A 20704-nucleotide genomic window follows, 5' to 3' on the forward strand; every position below is an offset into this window, starting at 1 on the left:
CCTAAAAATTACTAATTTTGACAGAAATTAGTAATACTGTATATCTCAATATGGCAAAAGAGTTCAAGCGTTACCTCGTTACATCGGCTCTCCCCTATGCCAACGGCCCGGTGCATATCGGCCATCTGGCGGGAGTTTATATACCTTCGGATATTTACACGCGTTACCTGCGGCTGAAGGGCTGCGACGTGATTTCGGTCTGCGGATCGGACGAGCACGGCGTACCCATCACCATCAAGGCCCGCAAGGAGGGTGTGACCCCGCAGCAGATCGTGGATCGTTACCATAACCTGATCAAAAAGTCGTTCGAGGGGTTGGGAATGTCGTTCGATATCTATTCGCGGACATCGTCGGCGACCCATGCCGCGACCGCATCGGAATTTTTCCGCAAACTCTACGACGAAGGGAAATTCATCGAGAAAACCTCCATGCAGTATTACGACGAGGAGGCGCAGACGTTCCTTGCCGACCGTTATATCGTCGGCACTTGTCCCAAATGCGGGAACGAGCGTGCCTACGGCGACCAGTGCGAGAAATGCGGGTCTACCCTCTCGCCCGACGAGCTGATCGACCCGCATAGCGCCGTGTCGGGTTCGGTTCCGGTCAAAAGGGAGACGAAGCACTGGTATCTCCCGCTGGATCAATACGAAGGCTTCCTCCGCGAGTGGATACTCGATGGGCATAAGGAGTGGAAGACGAATGTTTACGGACAGTGCAAGAGCTGGCTCGACGGCGGATTGCAGCCCCGTGCCGTGAGCCGTGACCTCGACTGGGGCATCCCCGTGCCCGTGGAGGGTGCCGAAGGGAAGGTGCTCTATGTGTGGTTCGACGCTCCGATCGGTTACATATCCGCCACGAAAGACCTTACGCCCGATTGGGAAAAGTACTGGAAATCGGAAGACACCAAGATGGTGCATTTCATCGGCAAGGATAATATCGTGTTCCACTGCATCGTCTTCCCCTCGATGCTCAAGGCGCACGGGGGTTATATACTGCCTGAGAACGTGCCGGCCAACGAGTTCCTGAACCTCGAGGGCGATAAGATTTCGACCTCGCGCAACTGGGCGGTGTGGCTGCATGAATACCTGGAGGAGTTCCCCGGAAAGGAGGATGTATTGCGCTATGTGCTGTGTGCCAATGCCCCCGAAACCAAGGATAACGACTTTACATGGAAGGATTTCCAGGCCCGCAACAACAACGAGCTGGTCGCTGTGCTGGGAAATTTCGTCAACCGTGCGCTGGTGCTTACGCAGAAATATTACGGCGGCGAGGTTCCTGCCTGCGGAGAGATGAATGATTATGACCGTCAGACAGTTGCGGAAGTAGCTGCCGTGAAGGGTTCGCTCGAGGCCAATATCGAGAACTACCGTTTCCGCGAAGCCCTGAAGGATGCCATGAACATTGCACGTATCGGCAACAAGTATCTGGCGGACACCGAGCCGTGGAAAGTCATCAAGACCGATCCCGGGCGCGTGAAAACGATTCTCAACATCGCGTTGCAGATTACGGCCAATACGGCGATTGCCATCGAGCCTTTCATGCCTTTCTCGGCGTCGAAGATCCTGAAGATGCTCGCCGTGGAGAAATTCGGATGGGAGCGCCTCGGGGCGATGGATCTGATCGCTGCCGGGCATAAGATCGGCGAGGCGTCGTTGCTCTTCGAGAAGATCGAGGACGACGTGATCCAGCGCCAGTTGGACAAGCTTGCGGCGACGAAAGAGGCCAACCTGGCTGCTGAAAATTCGCAAAATATTGAACCTCAGAAAGATACGATACTGTTTGACGATTTCCAGAAAATGGATATCCGGGTTTCTACGATCCTTGCGGCGGAAAAGGTCGCCAAGACGAAGAAATTGCTGAAATTGACGGTGGACACGGGGATCGACCAGCGGACGATTGTTTCTGGAATTGCGGAATATTTTACGCCCGAAGAGCTGATAGGGCGCAGGGTGCTGGTTCTTGTGAACCTTGCTCCCCGTGAACTGAAAGGGATCTTGTCGCAGGGCATGATCCTCATGGCCGAAGATGCTTCGGGAAAATTGCTGCTGCTGGGCCCCGACGGAAATACGAATAACGGTGCTATCGTAGGATAATACGGTCTATGGATCAATTGGCGGTTTGCTTTTATCCGTTTTCCTTTGCTGTATGGGGATAATTTAGAAAAACCTTTAAATTTTACTATAATGGAAAATATTGATTGGAGTGCCTTGGGTTTCGACTATCACAAGACCGACGTCAACGTCCGTTATTATTTTACGGATGGTAAATGGAGTGATATGGAGGTTACGAGCGACGAGTACATCAAGATGCACATGTCGGCTTCGTGCCTGCATTATGGCATCGAACTTTTCGAAGGGCTCAAGGCCTTTCGCGGGGTCGATGGGAAAGTCCGCCTGTTCCGTGTCGAGGACAATGCCCGCCGCCTCCGGTCTTCGGCCGAACGTCTTTGCCTTCCGCTGCCGACCGTCGAAATGGTCGTCAATGCCTGCGTCGAGGTCGTTCGGCGGAATGAAGCTTATATTCCCCCCTACGGTACAGGGGCCTCGCTCTATCTGCGTCCGGTGATGTTCGGAACGACGGCCGGCCTGGGGGTCAAACCTGCAAAAGACGCCTTGCTGATTGTTTACTGTTCGCCTGTGGGTGCTTATTTCAAGGAGGGAATCAAGCCGATCCTGGTTGCCATCGACCGTGAACAGGATCGTGCTGCTCCACGTGGAACAGGCGATGTGAAGGTCGGCGGAAATTATGCGGCCAGCCTTTTGTCGGGTGAAAAGGGTCATAAAATGGGTTATTCGAATATCATGTACCTCGATGCGGCGGAGCATAAATACATCGAAGAGTGCGGAGCATGCAATTTCTTCGGCATCAAGGATGGCAAATACATCACTCCGAAATCCCCTTCGGTGCTTCCGTCGATTACCAATATGAGTCTCCGCCAGTTGGCCCGCGATATGGGGCTTGAGGTCGAAGACCGAAAAATCCCGGTCGAAGAACTTGCTTCTTTCGAGGAGTGCGGAGGCTGCGGAACGGCTGCCGTGATCTCCCCTATCGGCACTATCTATGACATGCAGACGGAAAAAACCTACTCATATGGTGATAAGGTTGGTAAAGTTTCTATGGAATTATACACCCGATTGCAGGATATTCAGTACGGACGGGCTGAGGATAAATACAATTGGTGTACGATTGTCTTGTAGAATACGAACATATTGTTAAGAGGCCGCTTTATAGCGGCCTCTTTTGTTTTTTTGTGTTAAGGGTTTTGTATATATGTTCCACGTGGAACACTACCCTATCTTCCGAATTTTACTAAAAGAACATTTACGTCTGCGGGAGAAACTCCGGGTATGCGAGAGGCTTGCCCGATGTTTTCAGGCCGAATTCGGGATAGTTTTTGCCGGGCCTCGATAGTCAGGGAATTCATCGAGTGAAAGTCGAAATCCGCGGGAATTCGTATGTTTTCGAGCCGATGTAGCTTTTCTGCAATGAATTTTTCGCGCTCAATATACCCTTTATATTTGATTTGGATTTCTGCCTCTTCGATCACCTCTTCCTCCATCCGGTTCGTTTCGATGAATTTTCGGAGCTTCGGCAGGACGGCTTGCAGCGAATCGAACGAAACATTATTCCGCATTAGTATGTCGTAAAGCTTCCTTCCCTGTGATAAAGGTTCGGAATTTATTGCTTTTAAATAGTCGTTAATTTCGGCTGCTTTGATGCTCTGTTGGCGAGTGAAAGAAATAAGCGATTCTACGAGCGTATTTTTTTTGACGAAATAGTCATATTTTTTTTGGGTAATAAGCCCGATTTTATATCCGATAGGAGTAAGCCGGATGTCCGCATTGTCCTGCCGGAGCAGGATGCGGTATTCTGCACGCGAGGTGAACATGCGGTAGGGCTCGTCCACCCCTTTGGTCACAAGGTCGTCTATCAACACTCCGATATAGGCTTCGTCGCGCTGCAATACGACGGCCTCCTCCCCTTTCAGCATCCGGTGTGCATTGATCCCTGCCATCAACCCCTGGGCTGCGGCCTCTTCGTATCCGGTCGTCCCGTTGACCTGCCCGGCGAAATAAAGGGCGGAAACGAGTTTTGTTTCGAGCGAATGGTGCAGTTGCGTGGGTGGGAAATAGTCGTATTCGATGGCATAGCCCGGGCGATAGATGTGCAGGTCTTCGAATCCCCGGATTTTATGCAGTGCTTCCAACTGTATTTCCCAGGGCAGCGACGAAGAAAAGCCGTTGAGGTAGTATTCGTTGGTGCTGCGTCCTTCGGGTTCGAGGAAGAGCTGGTGCTGGTCTTTGTCGGCGAATGTACGCAGTTTGTCTTCGATGCTCGGGCAGTAGCGCGGCCCGATTCCCGTTATCGTCCCGTTGAACAGCGGCGAGCGGTCGAACCCTGTGCGCAGGATGTCGTGCACCTCGGCCGACGTGTAGACCAAAAAACAAGGGAGTTGGTTTTTAACCGGTTGTGTGTCAGGTGAAAAGGAGAATTTGGCCGGGTTTTCGTCTCCGTATTGCGGTTCGAGTATTTCGAAGTCGATCGTGCGGGCATCGAGGCGTGCGGGTGTCCCGGTTTTCATACGCCCGGTTTCGAATCCGATTGCGCGCAGGGATTCCGTGATCCCGTGCGAAGCGGCGTCCCCTGCCCTGCCGCCCTCGGCGTGCGATGTGCCGCAGTGCATCAGCCCGTCGAGGAACGTGCCGGCGGTAAGTATGACGGCTTTACAAGCGAATTCGATGCCCATGCGTGTCCGTACGCCCGTCACGCGTGGTTTAGGTGCAGAGGTATCGAACAGCAGTTCGGTGGCGGCGTCCTGCCAGATGTAAAGGTTCAGCGTGTTTTCGAGCGTATGGCGCCACTCCTCCGAGAAACGGGTTTTGTCGCATTGTGCACGGGGACTCCACATGGCCGCACCCTTCGAACGGTTGAGCATCCGAAATTGGATAGCGGTGAGGTCGGTAATGCGTCCCATCTGTCCTCCCAAAGCATCTATCTCTCTGACTATCTGTCCCTTGGCTACTCCACCGACAGCCGGGTTGCACGACATGGAGGCCATTTTGGACATGTCCATCGTGAGCAGCAGCGTGCGCGACCCCAGGCGTGCGGCAGCCGAGGCCGCTTCACAGCCGGCATGTCCGCCTCCGATGACGATTATATCGTAGTCGAGTGTCATTCTTCTGGTTTGTTTTCTGTCTGCAGATCGACGCTGCCGCTGTTCCTCCCGGCGATCAGGGCCTTGTAATCAGGCTCGTCCCAATCGATTTCGTCTCCGTCGGGCGACTCCGTGAAATCCCATTCGATAAGATCCATTTCGCGGACTGTTTCAGGCGGGGCATAAAGACCGAGGTACCGGGGATTTTCCGGCTCCTCTCCGCTGAACGCGAAAACGGCGATTTTGCGCACGGGATCCACGATGTAGACGTCTACCTGCTGTATATCCAGATAACCCGCCGTTGTCCGGAAGCAGTAGTGCGTGGGGTCGATGCGCTCGAAAGCGTCGATGATCGAAGGAAAAGGGCCGTCCATCATTTGCCGGACGAACAGCGATTCGGTGATCCATATCGGATACCAGTAGAGCATGTCCACGTAATACTTGCCCCGGTAGGAACATATCGGAATCCATGCCCGGGGACACTCCTGCAGCGAATAGACCGGGAGCGGTTCGGGATGCTGCTCCTTGAGTAATTCAAGGTATTGCGCGAAACTATCCCTGTTCCAATCGTTGTAACCGGGTGTCGTGCACGAGGCGAGCAGGCGGTAGGACTCCGATTCCCGGTTCATTTCGATATATGCCCTGCAATGCGAGGTGCGGTCGTGTTCGGGATCGTAAACCGATGATTGGTAAAGGAACGTCGTGTCGTTCTCCACGAAAGGCCCGTGCCGTTCGAAATTCCGGGCTTCCGGGTTTGCTTCGGGGATGGAATCGCACACAGGGGCGACGGCCGTTTCGGCGACGGCGGAATCGGCGGCAGGCAAGGCTGCCGTAACGTTGTTATCCGTGTTGTCATTCGCTGTCCTGCGTCCCAGGCAGCCGGCGGACAGTAATCCGATAAGAAGAATCAACAGTCGTGTTTTCATGGATTCAGGTATTATTCTCCGGGTTCTCCCAGAATTTAAGGTATTTATCCTCCTTGCGATGCATCTGCGCGTTGGTGCGGGGCGTCTTGTCGCCCTGGCCGCAGAGGTGCAGCACGCCGTGTACGACGACCCTGCGCATTTCCTGGAGCGTCGTGCAGCCGTATTGCCGGGCATTGTCGGCTACGGTCTCGACGTCGATGAAAATGTCGCCCGAAACGATGCGTTCGCCTTTGCGGTCGCTGTAATCGAACGTAATGACGTCGGTGAAATAGTCGTGCCCGAGCCACTGGCGGTTCATCTCCAGGAGCCGTTGCGCCGAGCAAAAAATGTAGCTCACATCGCCCAGCGTATACCCTTCCGCTTCGGCCACTTCGCGCAGCCATGCCGCCGTCAGGCGTTTCTGCGGCAGCCGGAAGGTACAATCTTCGTTATAGTATCGTATTGCCATGTTTGAAGGACGGCCCGAGGCCGTAATCAGTCTGTAAATCTTTGCAAAAGTACAAAAATAATACAGATGAAAACGTCCCGGCGGGCTTTTTCTCGTTGTCCGTGTCCGGGTGGCATTCCGAAGCTGCATCTGCCTTCCCCGCAGGGAAATTCCGGAAAATTAAAAAAAATATTTTTTCAGAAAGGGAGCGGTTTTAGTTACGGATCGTAACTTTTATTTCCGACCCGGGGATACATTGCCGCCATGTCCTGGTTTTTTGTTTCATATTGTTCTGATATACAATTTCTTATTGATATATCGGGGCGAATAACGATACGGAAAAACCGTTATATTTGCCTCGTCACGAAGTATTAACCCAAAAATCTCTCAAAATGAAAATCTTCAAAATGCTTACCGCGCTTGCGGCTTTTTTTGCCGTGGCGTTGTTTTCGGGATGTGATGACGACAAAGGATCCGAACCCGATCCGCAGCCTGTGAAACTCGCTTCGCCCGGGATTGTCTTCAAGGACGTCAAACCCACGTCGTTCGCGGCCTCGTGGACGGCCGTGGAGCATGCTGCGGCTTTCGGTTATAAACTGCTGACGACTGAAGGAGGACAGGAGGTCGTCGTGGCTGAGATCGCTTCGTATGATGCCGTGGAAGTCTCTTTTTCGGGGCTAAAACCCGCTACGGAATATACGCTCGAAGTCGTTGCGCTGGCCGGAGACGCCCCCGGATATACCGATTCGGATCCGGCAAAGGCTTCGACGACGACAGCCGACGAACCGGTCGTCGTGACGTCGCCGTGGGTCGATGTCGAGTTTTCTTACGAGACGGTCGGCGGAAAGGGGACGTTGCGTGTCGCCAACAAAGCCAATGTCAAGTGTGCGCATTTTTATTCGAGTACCGAGACGGTGAATGTCATCGGCGACGGGTATGATGACGAAAAGACGCTGATCGGTTATATCCTGATGGATTACGAGGACGGTGTGCCGGGCGTTTATATGGACACGGCCGGGCACAAGTTCAATAACAACGGCGCCGGGTTCAAGGCCGGGGACAAGCTCTTCTACTATGTCGTGGGCGTGGATGCGGCCGATAAACCGGGCGACCTGAACTGGTTTTGGGTCGAAATCCCCGCCAACATAGGCGACCCGGTGATTATCCTCGATTCGCCGGAGGTCTGACGACTTTCCGGAATAATTGGTAAGCGGGATCCTGTTTTTGCGGGATCCCGCTGTTGTATTCCGTTCTGGCCAGATACAGGGCTGCGGAAAAGGTTTTTTTGATCCGGAAAAGGTCGACGGGAGAGCTGGCCAGGTTTAGAGCGGGATTTCTGCCCGCCGTTGCCAAAAATATTTGATGGGATTTATCCTTCGCCCGAAACGGTTTTTCGGCGTGGCGTGTCCGGGGTTACCGTTCGGAAGGATTCCCGATCCGGTATTTATTGTCGGTGTTTATCGTTCGGAAGGGTTCCCGGTTCGGTGTTTATCGCCGGGGTTTACCGTTTGAAACAGTTTTCGGCGCGGAGCTTCTCGCCGGGGTTCGGCGGGTAGATGCCGAATACCAGTTTGTACTCGGTTTCCATCGTCATGATGTTGACCGACGAGCCGATGGTGCCCAACTGTTCGTTTCTTGCCACTTTCTGGCCCTTTTCAACGCATATCGACCCCATGTTGGCATAGGAGGTTATATATTCGCCGTGAGCCACGAAAACGTCGTATTTGTTCGTGATGCGGTTGCGCTTGATTTCGACGACCTTTCCGTCGTAGATCGAAATGACGTGCGCACCCTTGGGGCCGGAGATCTCGGCCATGTTTTCCTTGTAGCGTTTTACGGAACCGGCCGTGACGGGAAGCCTCAGCCCCGTGGTCTTGGTCGAGAACGACGCACCCTCGGTATTGCCTTTGGTGAGTTTGCGCAGCTCGCTGATGGCCACGTCGAGCTGCTGTTCCTGCGACAGTTTGCGTTGCAGGGCCTGTTTCTCCTTTTGCGACATCTGGCGAATATTGGCCCGGGCGTTGCGCGAATCGCGCTGGAGCTTCTGTTTCTGGGCGGTGAGGTTCTGCGTCACCGAGTCCAACGAGCGTTTGCGGCGGTCGAGCTGCGCCTTCTCGTGGGCGACCTGTTCCGAAAGTGCGGCGATGTCGTGCAGTTTGCGTTCGCGCATCGAAGCCACTTCACGCAGGTTGGTGATCTTTTTCGCGACGTCGGTGAAGTCGCGCGACGAAAAAATGTAGGTCAGGTAGTTGTTGTGCTTATAGTTGCGGTAGGCCTCGCGTACCATCTCGGCATACTGCGTGCGGTTGCGCTCCAGGGCCGAGCTGAGATCGCCGGCGACGCTGTCCGTACGGGATATCTCCTTGCGAAGCAGGCGCGCCTGCTTCTCGGTCTCTTCGAGCAGTTGGTTGCGGGAGTCGAGCTGGCGCGCCAGGCGGCGAACCCGTTCCTCGGTGGCGGCGCGGCCTTCCTGTATCTTCGAGATCGCGCGTTCCTCGTCGGCAATCCTCTTTTCCAGGGCGGCGATGACCCGTTTCTGCTCTTCGATGGCATCGCGGCCCCCCTGCGCCGCAGCGGTAAAGGCGGCGAACAGGAAAAGGAGGGTCAGTATGCGGGCGGGCTTCATCACGGTCACTCTTTTTCGGCTTTGCCCTGTTCCATGCGGCGGGTGATCTGGTCGGCGTCGTAGCCCTTTTCGAGTCCCTTGCGCCAGTATATTTCGGCCATGAACTGTTCGCCCATGGCATGCAGGATATCCCCGTAATGAACCAGCAGCGCCGCACTCTCCTGCCCGTCGAGGGCGATGGCCTGCTGCATCACCTTCTTGGCCTCGGCCGTGCGTCCCAGCTTGAAGAGCACCCAGGCATGGGTGTCCAGGTATGTGGGGTTGTTGTCCGTGAGGGCGATGGCGCGGCTCGACATCGTGAGCGCCTTTTCGAGTTCACGCCCTTCGAGCGAGAGGAAATAGGCGTAGTTGTTGAGTACCATGGCGTTATCCGGATCGTAGCGCAGGCTGTGGTCGTAGGCTTTGTAGCACTGCTTCATATCCGCCCGGAACGAACCTTTTCGGACAGCCCGGGCGAAATCGTCGTCGATGTCCTGTTCGCCGGCGGTGGCTTTCTGGTGCCAGGTGTCGCCGATAAATCCCCAGATCACGCTGCGCAGCGAATCTGTCCGGGCATAGCCCAGCGATTGTTTGTAGGCTTTGATCGCCTGGGGGTATTGTTTGGAATAATTCAGCGTATGCCCTTTCGAGAGGTGGAAATCGACCTGCCCGGGAAAGAGCTCCAGGGCGCGCCCGATATAGCGGTTCACCGAATCGGGATGCTGAAGATAGCTCTCGATGTCGATCACCGAACGGAAATACTCCTCGACGGGCGGCTGGTCGTCGAGGTGGAGCTTGTAGAGCGCCAGCGCCTGTTCCAGCTCGCCCGAGGCGATCAGGTGTTTGGCATAAAGTTCCACGACGCGCCTGTCCTGCGGGTAGCGGACGGCAAGCGTCGAGGCCAGCGTATTGAGCTGGGGGTAATATTCGCGGTAGAAACGCATGTCGGAGGTGAAGATCCCGAAACGCTTGATCTTCGTGTCGAGCGGCATCTTGTCCGACTCGAAAAGCCGCTGCGTAACGTCCAGCACCGCCCGGTAATCGTGTCGGCCGTTGTAGAAATCGGCCAGCGACATGAGCGTCCCCACGTCGGTCGAGTCGATCTGCAATGCCCGGTCGTATTCGGCCTTGGCCAGCGAATCCTTGCCCAGAATGCCGTAGAGGTCGGCCAGCACGACGTGGTGTTCGGCCTCGTAAGGCACCGCTTCGATCATGGCCTCGGCCTCTTCGACGGCCTTGTCCATCTGGCGCGTAGCGACCAGCAGCTGCCGTTTCATGGTGCTCAGCACCGGGATGCGGCCGAAGCGCACTTCGGCCGAGTCGAGCGTGGCGATGGCCGAGAAGGGCTGCTGCGCCTGCTCGTAGAGGGCGGCCAGAATCCGGTAGTTGTCGGGGTTCTGCGGCTCGTCGTTGCGCAGGCGGCGGTAGACGGCCAGCGCCTCGTCGTAACGGCGGGCATAGATGAGTGCCTGCCCGAGGAACTGGTGGTACCACTTGTTGGCGGTGTCGAGCCGGAAGGCCGTGCGTGCCAGATCCACCGCCTCGTCGGGCGTGGAATACATGCCGTTGGCGGCCATTTCGTAATAGGCCGGTGCGAAGGTCGAGTCGTTGCGGATGGCCTCGACGAAGAATTCCCGCGCCCGGACGGTGTCACGGGCAATGGCATTCTGTTTGATGCCTTCCGTATACAGCCATACGCTGCGCAGCGAATCGGGATAGCCGGGCGCGCCGGCGGGGCCTTTCCCGGCGGCGAATGCCGAAAGGAAGAGCACGCAGAGTACCGTGATCGCTGTCAGACGTTTCATGGGCCCGGTGGTTTTAGAGTGCCGTGTCGAACTGGTGGAGGAAACGCACGTCGTTCTCGAAATAGAGGCGCAGGTCTTTCACGCCGTATTTGAGCATTGCGATGCGTTCAATACCCATGCCGAAGGCGAAGCCCGAGTATTTTTCGGGGTCTATGCCGTTTGCCTGGAGTACGTTGGGGTCTACCATGCCGCAGCCCATGATTTCGAGCCAGCCGGTACCCTTGCACACCGGGCAGCCCTTGCCCCCGCAGAGGTTGCACGATACGTCGACCTCGGCCGAAGGTTCGGTAAAGGGGAAATACGACGGGCGCATGCGGATGACGGCCTGCTCGCCGAAGACCTCCTTGGCGAAGTAGAGCAGCGACTGTTTCATGTCGGCGAACGACACCCCTTCGTCGATGTAGAGGCCCTCGATCTGGTGGAAGATGCAGTGCGCGCGGTACGAAATGGCTTCGTTGCGGAACACGCGGCCGGGGCAGATGACACGGATGGGCGGTTTCTGGTGCTCCATGGTGCGTACCTGGATCGACGAGGTATGCGTGCGCAGCAGGATGTCGGGATCCTTTTCGATGAAGAACGTGTCCTGCATGTCGCGTGCCGGATGTTCGGGCGGGAAATTGAGCGCCGAGAAGACATGCCAGTCATCCTCGATTTCGGGGCCGTCGGCGACGGTGTAGCCCAGCCGCGAGAACACCTCGACGATCTGGTTCTTGACGATCGAGATCGGGTGGCGCGACCCCAACTGCTCGGCCGAACCGGGGCGGGTCATGTCTTCGGTCGCGGCGCCGTCGGCGGAGATCGCGTCCTGCAGTTGCTCGCGCAGGGCGTTTATGCGGTCGAGGGCGGTGGCCTTGAGCTTGTTGAGCTGCTGCCCCATTTCGCGCTTGAGCTCCGGGGCCACCGTCTTGAACTCTTCCATCAGGGCGTTCAGTTCGCCCTTCTTGCCGAGCACTTTGATGCGGAACTCCTCGATCTCGGCCGCTGCCTTCGGTTTGAACTCTTCGACACGTCGGAGAAGTTCATTGATTTTGTCGGTCATATTTTGATTGTTTACGCTTTTTTCCGTATTTTTACCCGTCTTATTACGGTATATATAACGTGCAAAGTTATAAAAAAATTGAGATATGTTGCGTAAAACCCTCTCATTTATCTCGGTGCTGTTGCTCGCTGCGACGGCTGCCGGGGCGCAGAACCCCGACGACGGGACTGCACGTCCCCGCTCGGTGGGCGTCGTGATGAGCGGCGGCGGCGCAAAGGGACTCTACCATATAGGCGTGCTCGAAGCCCTCGAGGAGAACGGCGTGCCGATCGATTACGTGGCGGGCACCTCGATGGGCTCGATCATCGCGGCCATGTATGCCGCGGGCTACTCCCCTGCCCAGATGCGGGAGATTGTCGCTTCGGGCGTGGTCAAGGAGTGGGTGTCGGGGCGTATCGACCCCCGCTATACCCCCTACTACCAGCAGATCGGCCACAACCCGTCGTTTATCAGCGTGCGCCTGAACCTGGGTAATTCGGGCAAGCGTTTCCGTGTGACGAACCTGATTTCTTCGACGCCGATCGAGATGGCGCTTACGGAGCTGTTCGCGCCGGCCTCGGCGGCTGCCGGCGGCGACTTCGACCGTCTGATGGTGCCTTTCCTCTGCGTGTCGAGCGATATGAACGCCCGCGAGCCGGTGGTGATGCGCAACGGCGACCTGTGCGAAGCCGTGCGCTCGTCGATGTCCATCCCGCTGGTGTTCAAACCGATGAAAGTCGATTCGATGCTGCTCTACGACGGCGGTATTTACGACAACTTCCCGTGGCGTCCGCTCGACGTGGGGTTCCGTCCCGACCTGATCGTGGGCAGTATCTGCACGGCGGGCAATACCCCGCCGGGCGAGGACATCAACATCCTCGACCAGGCTTTCATGCTGGCGATGCACGATACGGATTACGACCTGCCCAAAGGGCGCAGCGTCACGGTTCGCCGTGCCGTGGATGTCAACATGCTCGATTTCGACAGCGCCGTGGCCGTGATGGATGCCGGTTATGAAGATGCGATGGCCGTCATGCCGCAGATCCTGGAGCGGGTTTCCGAACGCTGGTCACCCCGGCGCTATGCCGAGCGGCGCGAGGAGTTCCGCGCCAAATGCCCGCCGCTGGTCTTCAACGACTATAAGCTCGAAGGGCTCTCCTCGGCGCCCGAGGCCTATATCCGCGACTTCGTGAAGGTAGACCGCCGAACCCCCGGGCGCCAGCGCCCGATGGGTTTTTCCGAATTGCGCGACAACCTCTACGCGGTGCTTGCGGACGGCGATTTCACGATGGATTTCCCGCACGTGACATACGACACCGTGACGGAGCGCTATTCGTTCCGGGCAAAGTTCCATACCAAACCCAACTTCAAGATCACGATCGGCGGCAACGTCTCCTCGACGGCCTTCAACCAGGCCTACATCGGCGTCAATTACCAGACGATCGGCCGTGTGGGGCAGCAGTTGGGCGCCGACCTCTACCTCGGGCCGATCTATACGTGGGGTACGATCGGAGGGCGCACGGATTTCTACATGTGGAAACCCGTGTTCCTGGATTACTCCTACAATTTCGCCGTGCGGAATTTCCGCCACGGTTCATTCGGCAACATCACCAAAATCGACAACACGTGGCAGGTCAAGAACAGCGAAAGTTTCTTCTCGGTGGCCGCCGGAATGCCCCTCGCCCACCGCGGCGTCTTCCTGATCCGCGCCAACGGCGGGCATGTCAATTACCGGTACGATTCCGACGAGCTTTTCGCCGACGATACCGACCATTCGCGCTATTCGTTCTTCGGGATCAAGGCCGAGCTGGCGCGTAATACGCTCGACAAGTTCCTCTATCCCCGCCGGGGTTCCGACCTGAAACTGTCGGGCATCTTCGTCACGGGACGCGATAAATACGAGCCGTTCGATGCGAAAAAGTTCCTGTCGCGGACGCCCCGCCAGTGGTTCGGGGCACGGCTTACGTGGGACAAGTATTTCGACATGCCGGGCTGCAGCTGGTTTTCGCTGGGGCTGAACGTCGACGGCGTGATCACGAACCATCCCGAGTTCACGACCGAGGGGGCCACGGTGATGTCGATGCCGGCTTACGAGCCGGTGCCTCACGCGCAGATGATTTACATGCCCGACTTCCGTGGCAGGCGGTTCGCGGCGGGCGGTATCATGCCCACCTTCGACCTGATGCACAACTTCTTCCTGCGCACGGGTTTCTACGCCATGTTCCGCGAGAAACGCAGTTTCGGGCCCGGGGTGTCGGGCCCGGTGGAAGATAAGCGCTGGCACTATATCGCCGAGGCATCGCTGGTCTACCATACGCCGATCGGCCCGGTCAGCCTGGCCCTGACCAAATACGACCTGCGCAACTGGAAGAACATGTACCTGACGTTCAATTTCGGGTACGCGATCTTCGCGCCCAAGGGGACGTTCTATTAGCGTGCCGTGGCGCCGGGCGCATTATTTTTTCTGTTATCGGAATAACACTTTTTTAAATTATTTTCATAAATTTGCCCCGGTAATGCGTATTTGAAAGATCAATTCAACAAAATAATTCAAAATCAAAGAGCTATGTTCGCAATCGACAATTACGATTTCAAAGGCAAGCGCGCGATCATCCGCGTGGATTTCAACGTGCCCCTCAACGAGAAGGGCGAGGTAACGGACGATACCCGCATCCGTGCGGCGATCCCCACCATCAAGAAGGTGCTCGAAAAGGGCGGCTCGGTCATCCTGATGTCGCACCTGGGGCGTCCCAAGAAGAATCCCGATCCCAAGTTCTCGCTGGAGCAGATCGTCCCCGCCATCGAGAAACGCCTGGGCGTGAAGGTGATGTTTGCCGGCGACTGCATGGGCGAGAAGGCCGCCGAGATGGCTGCAAACCTCAAGCCCGGCGAGGTGATGCTGCTCGAAAACCTGCGTTTCTATGCCGAGGAGGAGGGCAAGCCCCGCGGCCTGGCCGAAGACGCTACCGACGAGGAGAAGAAGGCTGCCAAGAAGGCATTGAAAGAGGGCCCGCAGAAAGAGTTCGTCAAGCGGCTCGCTTCGTATGCCGATTGCTACATCAACGATGCGTTCGGTACGGCGCACCGCGCACACGCTTCGACGGCGCTGATCGCCGATTATTTCCCCAACGACAAGATGTTCGGCTATGTGATGGAGAACGAGCTGAAGGCCATCGACGGCATCATGCTCAACCCGCAGCGCCCGTTCTGCGCCATCCTGGGCGGTTCGAAGGTCTCGACCAAGATCACCGTCATCGAGAATCTCCTGGAGAAGGTGGACGTCCTCATCCTGGGCGGCGGTATGACCTATACCTTCGCGGCTGCGGAGGGCGGTAAGGTCGGCAATTCGATTTGTGAGCCCGACCAGTTCCAGACGGCACTCGATATCCTGGCCAAAGCCAAGCAGAAGGGTGTGAAGGTCGTGATGTCGCCCGACGCGCTGATCGCCGACGCATTCTCGGCCGATGCCAACACCGATGTGGCTCCCGCCAACAATATTCCCGACGGCTGGGAAGGCGTCGACATCGCCGAGGAAGGCAAGAAGGTGTTCCGCGAGGAGATCCTCAAGTGCAAGACGATCCTCTGGAACGGCCCCGTGGGCGTGTTCGAGATTGACAAGTTCGCAACCGGTTCGCGCGCCGTGGCCGAGGCTATCGCCGAGGCTACCTCGAAGGGTGCCTACTCGCTCATCGGCGGCGGCGATTCGGTGGCGTGCATCAACAAGTTCGGCCTGGCGGACAAGGTTTCGTATGTTTCGACCGGCGGCGGCGCCCTGCTCGAATACATGGAAGGCAAGGTGCTTCCGGGTGTGGCGGCGATCCGCAAATAAGCCGACATTCCGATCCAGATCCGAAATAAAGACAAGGGGTGTTCCGGCATGGTCGGACACCCCTGTCGTCACTAAAAAACCCGAACACAATGAAAAAAATCATTCTTTTCGCTGCAACAATAGCTTGTATGGCAAGTTGTCAGAATACATCCAAAACCCCGGCCATCGACCTGGCCAACTTCGACCTTTCGGTAGCCCCGAACGCCGACTTCTACGAGTACGCCACGGGCGGCTGGCAGAAAAACAACCCCCTCAAACCGGAATATTCGCGCTACGGTTCGTTCGATATCCTGCGTGACAACAACGAGAAGCGTATCAACGAGCTTTTCTCGGAGATGACCAAGATGAAGGCCGAGCCCGGCAGCATCGAGCAGAAGATCTCCGACCTCTATAAGATGGGGCTCGATTCGGTACGCCTGAACGCCGAGGGCGCAGCTCCGGTGAAGGACGCCGTCGGGGAGATCCTCGCTATCGGCGACCGTGCACAGCTGACCGGTGCCATTGCCGGACTCCACACGGCGATCGCCAACCCCTTCTTTTCCGTGGGTGTGCAGGCTGACTTGATGAACAGCGATATCAATGCCCTTTATATCTCGCAGTCGGGCCTCACGATGGGCGACCGCGATTACTACCTCGACCCCGAGAACGAGAATATCCGGACGGCCTACAAGGAGTATCTGGGCAAGCTTTTCCGTCTTGCAGGCATTCCTGAGGCCGACATCGAGAAAGCCGTGGCCGGTGTGATGAACATCGAGACGAAACTGGCCGAGAAGTCGTGGTCGAACACCGAGCTGCGCGACATACCGGCACAGTACAACCCCACGGCGAAGGCCGAGTTCGAGAAGACCTACGATGCCATAGACTGGCCCGCTTACTATAAAGCCATGGGCATCGGCGACTTCGACACGATCATCGTGACGACGAAATCGTCGATCGCCAACGCCAACGACCTGATGAAGAACGCTCCGCTGGAGGATATCCGTTACTACCTCGCGGCGCAGTACCTGGACGATGCCGCGTCGTACCTGAGCGACGATTTCCAGCAGGCATCGTTCGATTTCTACGGCAAGGCGATGGCCGGCCAGCAGGAGATGAAACCACGCTGGAAGCGAGCCATGTCGGTGCCCAACGGCATCCTTTCCGAGGCTGTGGGCGAGATGTATGTCGCCAAATATTTCCCCGCAAAGGACAAGGAGCGTATGCTCGGGCTGGTGAAGAACCTGCAGACGGCGCTCGGGCAGCATATCGCGGCGCTGGACTGGATGTCGGACGCCACGAAGGCCAAGGCTCAGGAAAAACTGGTGGCCTTCACGGTGAAGATCGGTTACCCGGACAAGTGGAAGGACTATTCGACGCTGGCGATCGACCCCTCGAAGAGCTATTTCGAGAACATCGTGAATGCCAGCCTCTGGTATACGGCCGACAATATTTCGAAGCTCGGCAAGCCTGTCGATAAGGACGAGTGGCACATGTCGCCCCAGACGGTGAACGCCTACTACAACCCGACGACCAACGAGATCTGCTTCCCGGCAGCCATCCTCCAGCCGCCGTTCTACAACCCCGAGGCTGACGACGCCGTGAACTACGGTGCCATCGGCGTGGTGATCGGCCACGAGATGACCCACGGGTTCGACGACCAGGGCCGCAACTTCGACAAGGACGGCAACATGAACAACTGGTGGACGGAGGAGGACGCTGCTGCGTTCAAGGCCAAGACCGACATCCTCGTAAAGCAGTTCGACGCGATCGAGGTGCTGCCCGCCAAGGACGGCCAGCCTGCGATTATGGCCAACGGCTCCCTCAGCCTGGGCGAGAACATCGCCGACCAGGGCGGCCTGCGCGTTTCCCATACGGCGTTCCGTAACTCGCTGAACGGCACCGAGCCCGCGCCGATCGACGGATTCACCGCCGACCAGCGGTTCTACCTGGCTTACGCTACGCTGTGGGCGCAGAATATCCGCGACGAGGAGATCGCACGTCTTACGAAGCTCGACGTACACTCGCTGGGCAAATGGCGTGTGAACGCCACGCTGCGTAATCTGCAGGATTTCTACGATGCGTTCAGTATGACCGACGGGGAGATGTTCATGCCGGAGGAGGAACGCGTGGTTATCTGGTAGGCGGGTTCCGTTCCGATCGATATGCCGGCGGCCGGGTGATCCCGGCCGCCTTTTTGTTTGCCTGCCGGGCGGGTTGTAATGTCGAGTATATCGAAAAACGATAAATATTTTTTGATATTCAAAAATTGTTGTTATATTTGTCGCCGAACAAACCTTAAAAATAACTCTCAGCGACCATGGATTTACTCACAGTAGAACATGTCACCAAGCAATACGCCGGGCACAAGGCCCTCGACGACGTATCGCTCGCAATCCCCCGAGGTTCGGTTTACGGGTTGCTCGGCCCCAACGGGGCCGGCAAGACGACGCTGATCCGCATCATCAACCGCATCACGGCGCCCGACAGCGGCCGCGTGTTGTTCGGTGACCGCGAGATCACGCCTGCGGATGTTTACCGTATCGGTTACCTGCCCGAGGAACGCGGCCTTTACAAGAAGATGAAGGTCGGCGAACAGGCCGTTTTCTTCGCACGCCTGAAAGGGCTTTCGCGCCGCGAAGCCGTCGTGCGGCTCAAGCAGTGGTTCGTGAAGTTCGGTATCCAGGACTGGTGGGACAAGAAGATCGAGGAGCTCTCGAAGGGTATGGCCCAGAAGGTGCAGTTCATCGTCACGGTGCTGCATGAACCCGAACTGCTGATCTTCGACGAGCCTTTCTCGGGCTTCGACCCGATCAATGCCAACCTCCTGAAGGAGGAGATCCTCGCCCTGCGCGACAAGGGCTCCACGATCATCTTCTCGACGCACAACATGTCGTCCGTGGAGGAGATCTGCGACCACATCACGCTGATCAACAAGTCGCGCAACATCCTCTCGGGGTGTGTCGACGACATACGCCGCAGGCACGGGGCAAACATCTTCGAAGTGGCCTACCGGGGCGATGAGGCGGCGCTGCGCCGTGCCGTCGAAGGCCGCTGCGAGATACTCGAAGGTTCGCAGGACAAGTCGGTATACGCTACGCTCAAACTCCATGTCGGGCGCGACGAGGAGGTGCGCGCAGTGATCGCCGCCGTGAACGACGCCGTCGAGCTGCGCTCGTTCCAGGAGATCATCCCGTCGATGAACGACATATTCATCCGCGCCGTCAGCGGGAACCTTTAGCCGGCCATGAACAGCAAGATCGTCAGCTCCGTCTTCGTCGTCGCGGCACTGGGCATCCTCTTTTACGACGTCTGTGCCGGGGAGCGGGTTGCGCCGCGGGCCTACATCTGCGTGGGGCTGCTCGTCGCGGCGCAGCTAATCAATCTCTTCGGGAACAAAACTCATAAAAACAAGTAAAACCATGTCACAAGTAGGTATCATCATAGGACGCGAATTCAACGAGCGCGTCCGTAAAAAATCCTTCATCATCACCACGCTGCTGATGCCGCTGCTGATGGTCGGCCTGATGTTCGCCCCGATGCTCATCATGAAGTATTCGGGCGGCGACGAGAAACATATCGCCGTGATCGACGAGAGCGGGCTGATAGCCCCCAGGCTGCAAAGCGGCAAGGAGCTGATATTCGAGCCCACCGACCTTTCGACCGAGGCCGCGCGTAAGGAATTGACCGACAAGTTCGGCGTGCTCTACATCGGTTCGGACATCCTCACCAACCCCAACAACGTGAAACTGTATGCCAATTCGTCGTCGTCGCTGTCGGTCGAAAGCAACATCACGGGGCAGATCGAGGATATCATAGAGGCCGAGAAACTCAAATCGTATAACATCGAAAACCTGTCGCAGATACTTCAGGAGGTGAAGACCCGCGTCGGTATGCAGACTTTCCGCAACGACGAGTCGCAGGAAGAGGAGGCGCACGCCAAATCGTCGGTGGTAGCCACGGGGACGGGCTTCGTGCTGGGCATGATCCTCTACATGTTCCTGCTGCTCTACGGTTCGATGGTCATGCCGTCTGTGGTGCGATGGTCATGCAGTCTGTGATCGAGGAGAAGAACAGCCGCGTGCTGGAGGTGATGGTTTCGTCGGTGAGGCCCTTCGACCTGATGCTGGGCAAGATACTCGGCGTGGCGTCGGTTGCCGTCGTGCAGGTGCTGATCTGGGGCGCGCTGTGCGTCGTAGGGGCGCTTGCGGTGGCGCAGATGATGCCGCCCGAAATGATGGAGGGCGTGCAGGCCATGCAACAGGGGGTTCCCGGCGCAGCGGCTGCGATCGACGTGAACCCGGAGATGTTGCAGGTGATAGCGGCCATTACGGACTTCGGCTTTATCCTCCGCATCTTCGCCTACCTGCTGCTGTTCGTCTTCGGCGGTTACCTGTTCTACTCGGCGATGTTCGCCGCGGTGGGATCGGCCGTGGACAGCATCCAGGACGCGCAGCAGTTGCAGACACCGATCACGATCCCGATCATCCTCGCCCTGCTGGTGATGATATCGGTCGTGAACGATCCCAACTCGCAGATGGCCTTCTGGTTCTCGATGATCCCCTTCACGTCGCCCGTGGTGATGATGGCGCGTATCCCTTACGGCATTCCCCTGTGGGAGATAATACTCTCGCTGGTGATCCTCTACGCCTCGTTCACGGCGATGGTGTGGTTTGCGGCGAAGATCTACCGTGTGGGTATCTTCATGTACGGTAAAAAGCCGACGTTCAAGGAACTTTACAAGTGGATGCGGTATAAGTATTAGTCCGCACCGCGAAACGTGGAATGACCGGGCCGTACGATGTCGTGCGGCCCGGTTTTGTTTTTATGGATCCGGACTGTCCGGCCTTATGCGGGAGCGGCTTGTCCGGGATCGGTGTTGTGCGCGGGACGTCGCGGAGCGGATGGGCGGCCGCACCGTGCCGCCCGGGCGTGCGGGAGCGAAATCGGCAGGTGCCGGGAT

Annotated in this window: 14 protein-coding genes and 1 pseudogene; 9 read left to right on the forward strand and 6 right to left on the reverse strand. The window is 57.1% G+C overall.

The window, feature by feature from the left end; translation table 11 throughout:
* Positions 1–50: 50 nt before the first annotated feature.
* The gene (gene metG / locus QVP03_RS06590) at positions 51–2093 is read left to right on the forward strand and encodes a methionine--tRNA ligase (protein ID WP_022332732.1); all 2043 of its coding nucleotides are present in this window, start codon (positions 51–53) and stop codon (positions 2091–2093) included.
* A 90-nt stretch (positions 2094–2183) separates the two neighbouring features.
* The gene (locus tag QVP03_RS06595; RefSeq protein WP_022332733.1) at positions 2184–3197 is read left to right on the forward strand and encodes a branched-chain amino acid aminotransferase; all 1014 of its coding nucleotides are present in this window, start codon (positions 2184–2186) and stop codon (positions 3195–3197) included.
* Positions 3198–3292: 95 nt separating this feature from the next.
* Here QVP03_RS06595 and mnmG read toward each other — a convergent pair whose 3' ends face one another.
* From mnmG to ybeY, 3 genes are read right to left on the reverse strand one after another with little or no spacing between them, the layout of a single operon-like run.
* Entirely contained in the window at positions 3293–5176 is a 1884-nt protein-coding gene (gene mnmG, locus QVP03_RS06600; RefSeq protein WP_022332734.1) for a tRNA uridine-5-carboxymethylaminomethyl(34) synthesis enzyme MnmG, read from the reverse strand.
* The gene (locus tag QVP03_RS06605) at positions 5173–6081 is read right to left on the reverse strand and encodes a hypothetical protein (protein WP_022332735.1); all 909 of its coding nucleotides are present in this window, start codon (positions 6079–6081) and stop codon (positions 5173–5175) included. Before QVP03_RS06605 ends, mnmG begins: the two co-directional genes overlap by 4 nt.
* A 4-nt stretch (positions 6082–6085) precedes the next feature.
* A complete protein-coding gene (gene ybeY / locus QVP03_RS06610) occupies positions 6086–6529 on the reverse strand; it encodes an rRNA maturation RNase YbeY (RefSeq protein WP_022332736.1) in 444 nt (147 codons plus the stop codon).
* Between the two features lie 371 nt (positions 6530–6900).
* Between ybeY and QVP03_RS06615 the strand changes: the two genes are divergently transcribed.
* Positions 6901–7695: a fibronectin type III domain-containing protein gene (locus QVP03_RS06615; protein WP_022332737.1), complete on the forward strand. Its 795-nt coding sequence runs from the start codon at positions 6901–6903 to the stop codon at positions 7693–7695.
* 314 nt (positions 7696–8009) lie between these two features.
* Here the strand turns inward: QVP03_RS06615 and QVP03_RS06620 are convergent, their stop codons facing one another.
* The 3 genes from QVP03_RS06620 to pheS are packed head-to-tail and all read right to left on the reverse strand — an operon-like array spanning position 8010 to position 11957.
* Positions 8010–9134, reverse strand: a complete 1125-nt coding sequence (locus QVP03_RS06620; protein ID WP_022332738.1) for a murein hydrolase activator EnvC family protein — start codon at positions 9132–9134, stop codon at positions 8010–8012.
* A gap of 5 nt (positions 9135–9139) precedes the next feature.
* Positions 9140–10918 carry a tetratricopeptide repeat protein gene (locus tag QVP03_RS06625; RefSeq protein WP_022332739.1) on the reverse strand — a complete coding sequence of 593 codons (1779 nt, stop codon included), beginning with the start codon at positions 10916–10918 and terminating at the stop codon, positions 9140–9142.
* Between the two features lie 13 nt (positions 10919–10931).
* A complete protein-coding gene (pheS, locus tag QVP03_RS06630; protein ID WP_022332740.1) occupies positions 10932–11957 on the reverse strand; it encodes a phenylalanine--tRNA ligase subunit alpha in 1026 nt (341 codons plus the stop codon).
* An 85-nt stretch (positions 11958–12042) separates the two neighbouring features.
* On the opposite strand from pheS, the gene QVP03_RS06635 reads away from it, so the two are divergent.
* The 6 genes and pseudogenes from QVP03_RS06635 to QVP03_RS13765 all read left to right on the forward strand — a co-directional run bounded on the left by QVP03_RS06635 (position 12043) and on the right by QVP03_RS13765 (position 20506).
* Entirely contained in the window at positions 12043–14370 is a 2328-nt protein-coding gene (locus QVP03_RS06635; protein WP_022332741.1) for a patatin-like phospholipase family protein, read from the forward strand.
* Between the two features lie 132 nt (positions 14371–14502).
* Positions 14503–15765 carry a phosphoglycerate kinase gene (locus tag QVP03_RS06640; RefSeq protein WP_022332742.1) on the forward strand — a complete coding sequence of 421 codons (1263 nt, stop codon included), beginning with the start codon at positions 14503–14505 and terminating at the stop codon, positions 15763–15765.
* Positions 15766–15893: 128 nt separating this feature from the next.
* Entirely contained in the window at positions 15894–17885 is a 1992-nt protein-coding gene (locus QVP03_RS06645) for a M13 family metallopeptidase (protein WP_022332743.1), read from the forward strand.
* Positions 17886–18061: 176 nt separating this feature from the next.
* Positions 18062–18982, forward strand: a complete 921-nt coding sequence (locus tag QVP03_RS06650) for an ABC transporter ATP-binding protein (protein WP_022332744.1) — start codon at positions 18062–18064, stop codon at positions 18980–18982.
* A gap of 6 nt (positions 18983–18988) precedes the next feature.
* Positions 18989–19159 carry a hypothetical protein gene (locus QVP03_RS06655; RefSeq protein WP_022332745.1) on the forward strand — a complete coding sequence of 57 codons (171 nt, stop codon included), beginning with the start codon at positions 18989–18991 and terminating at the stop codon, positions 19157–19159.
* Positions 19160–19163: 4 nt separating this feature from the next.
* Positions 19164–20506 (forward strand): annotated as a pseudogene (locus QVP03_RS13765) (ABC transporter permease).
* The last annotated feature ends 198 nt before the right edge of the window (positions 20507–20704 follow it).

Origin of the sequence: Alistipes sp. CAG:29, from assembly GCF_000435435.1 — a bacterium.
Lineage (GTDB): Bacteria > Bacteroidota > Bacteroidia > Bacteroidales > Rikenellaceae > Alistipes > Alistipes onderdonkii.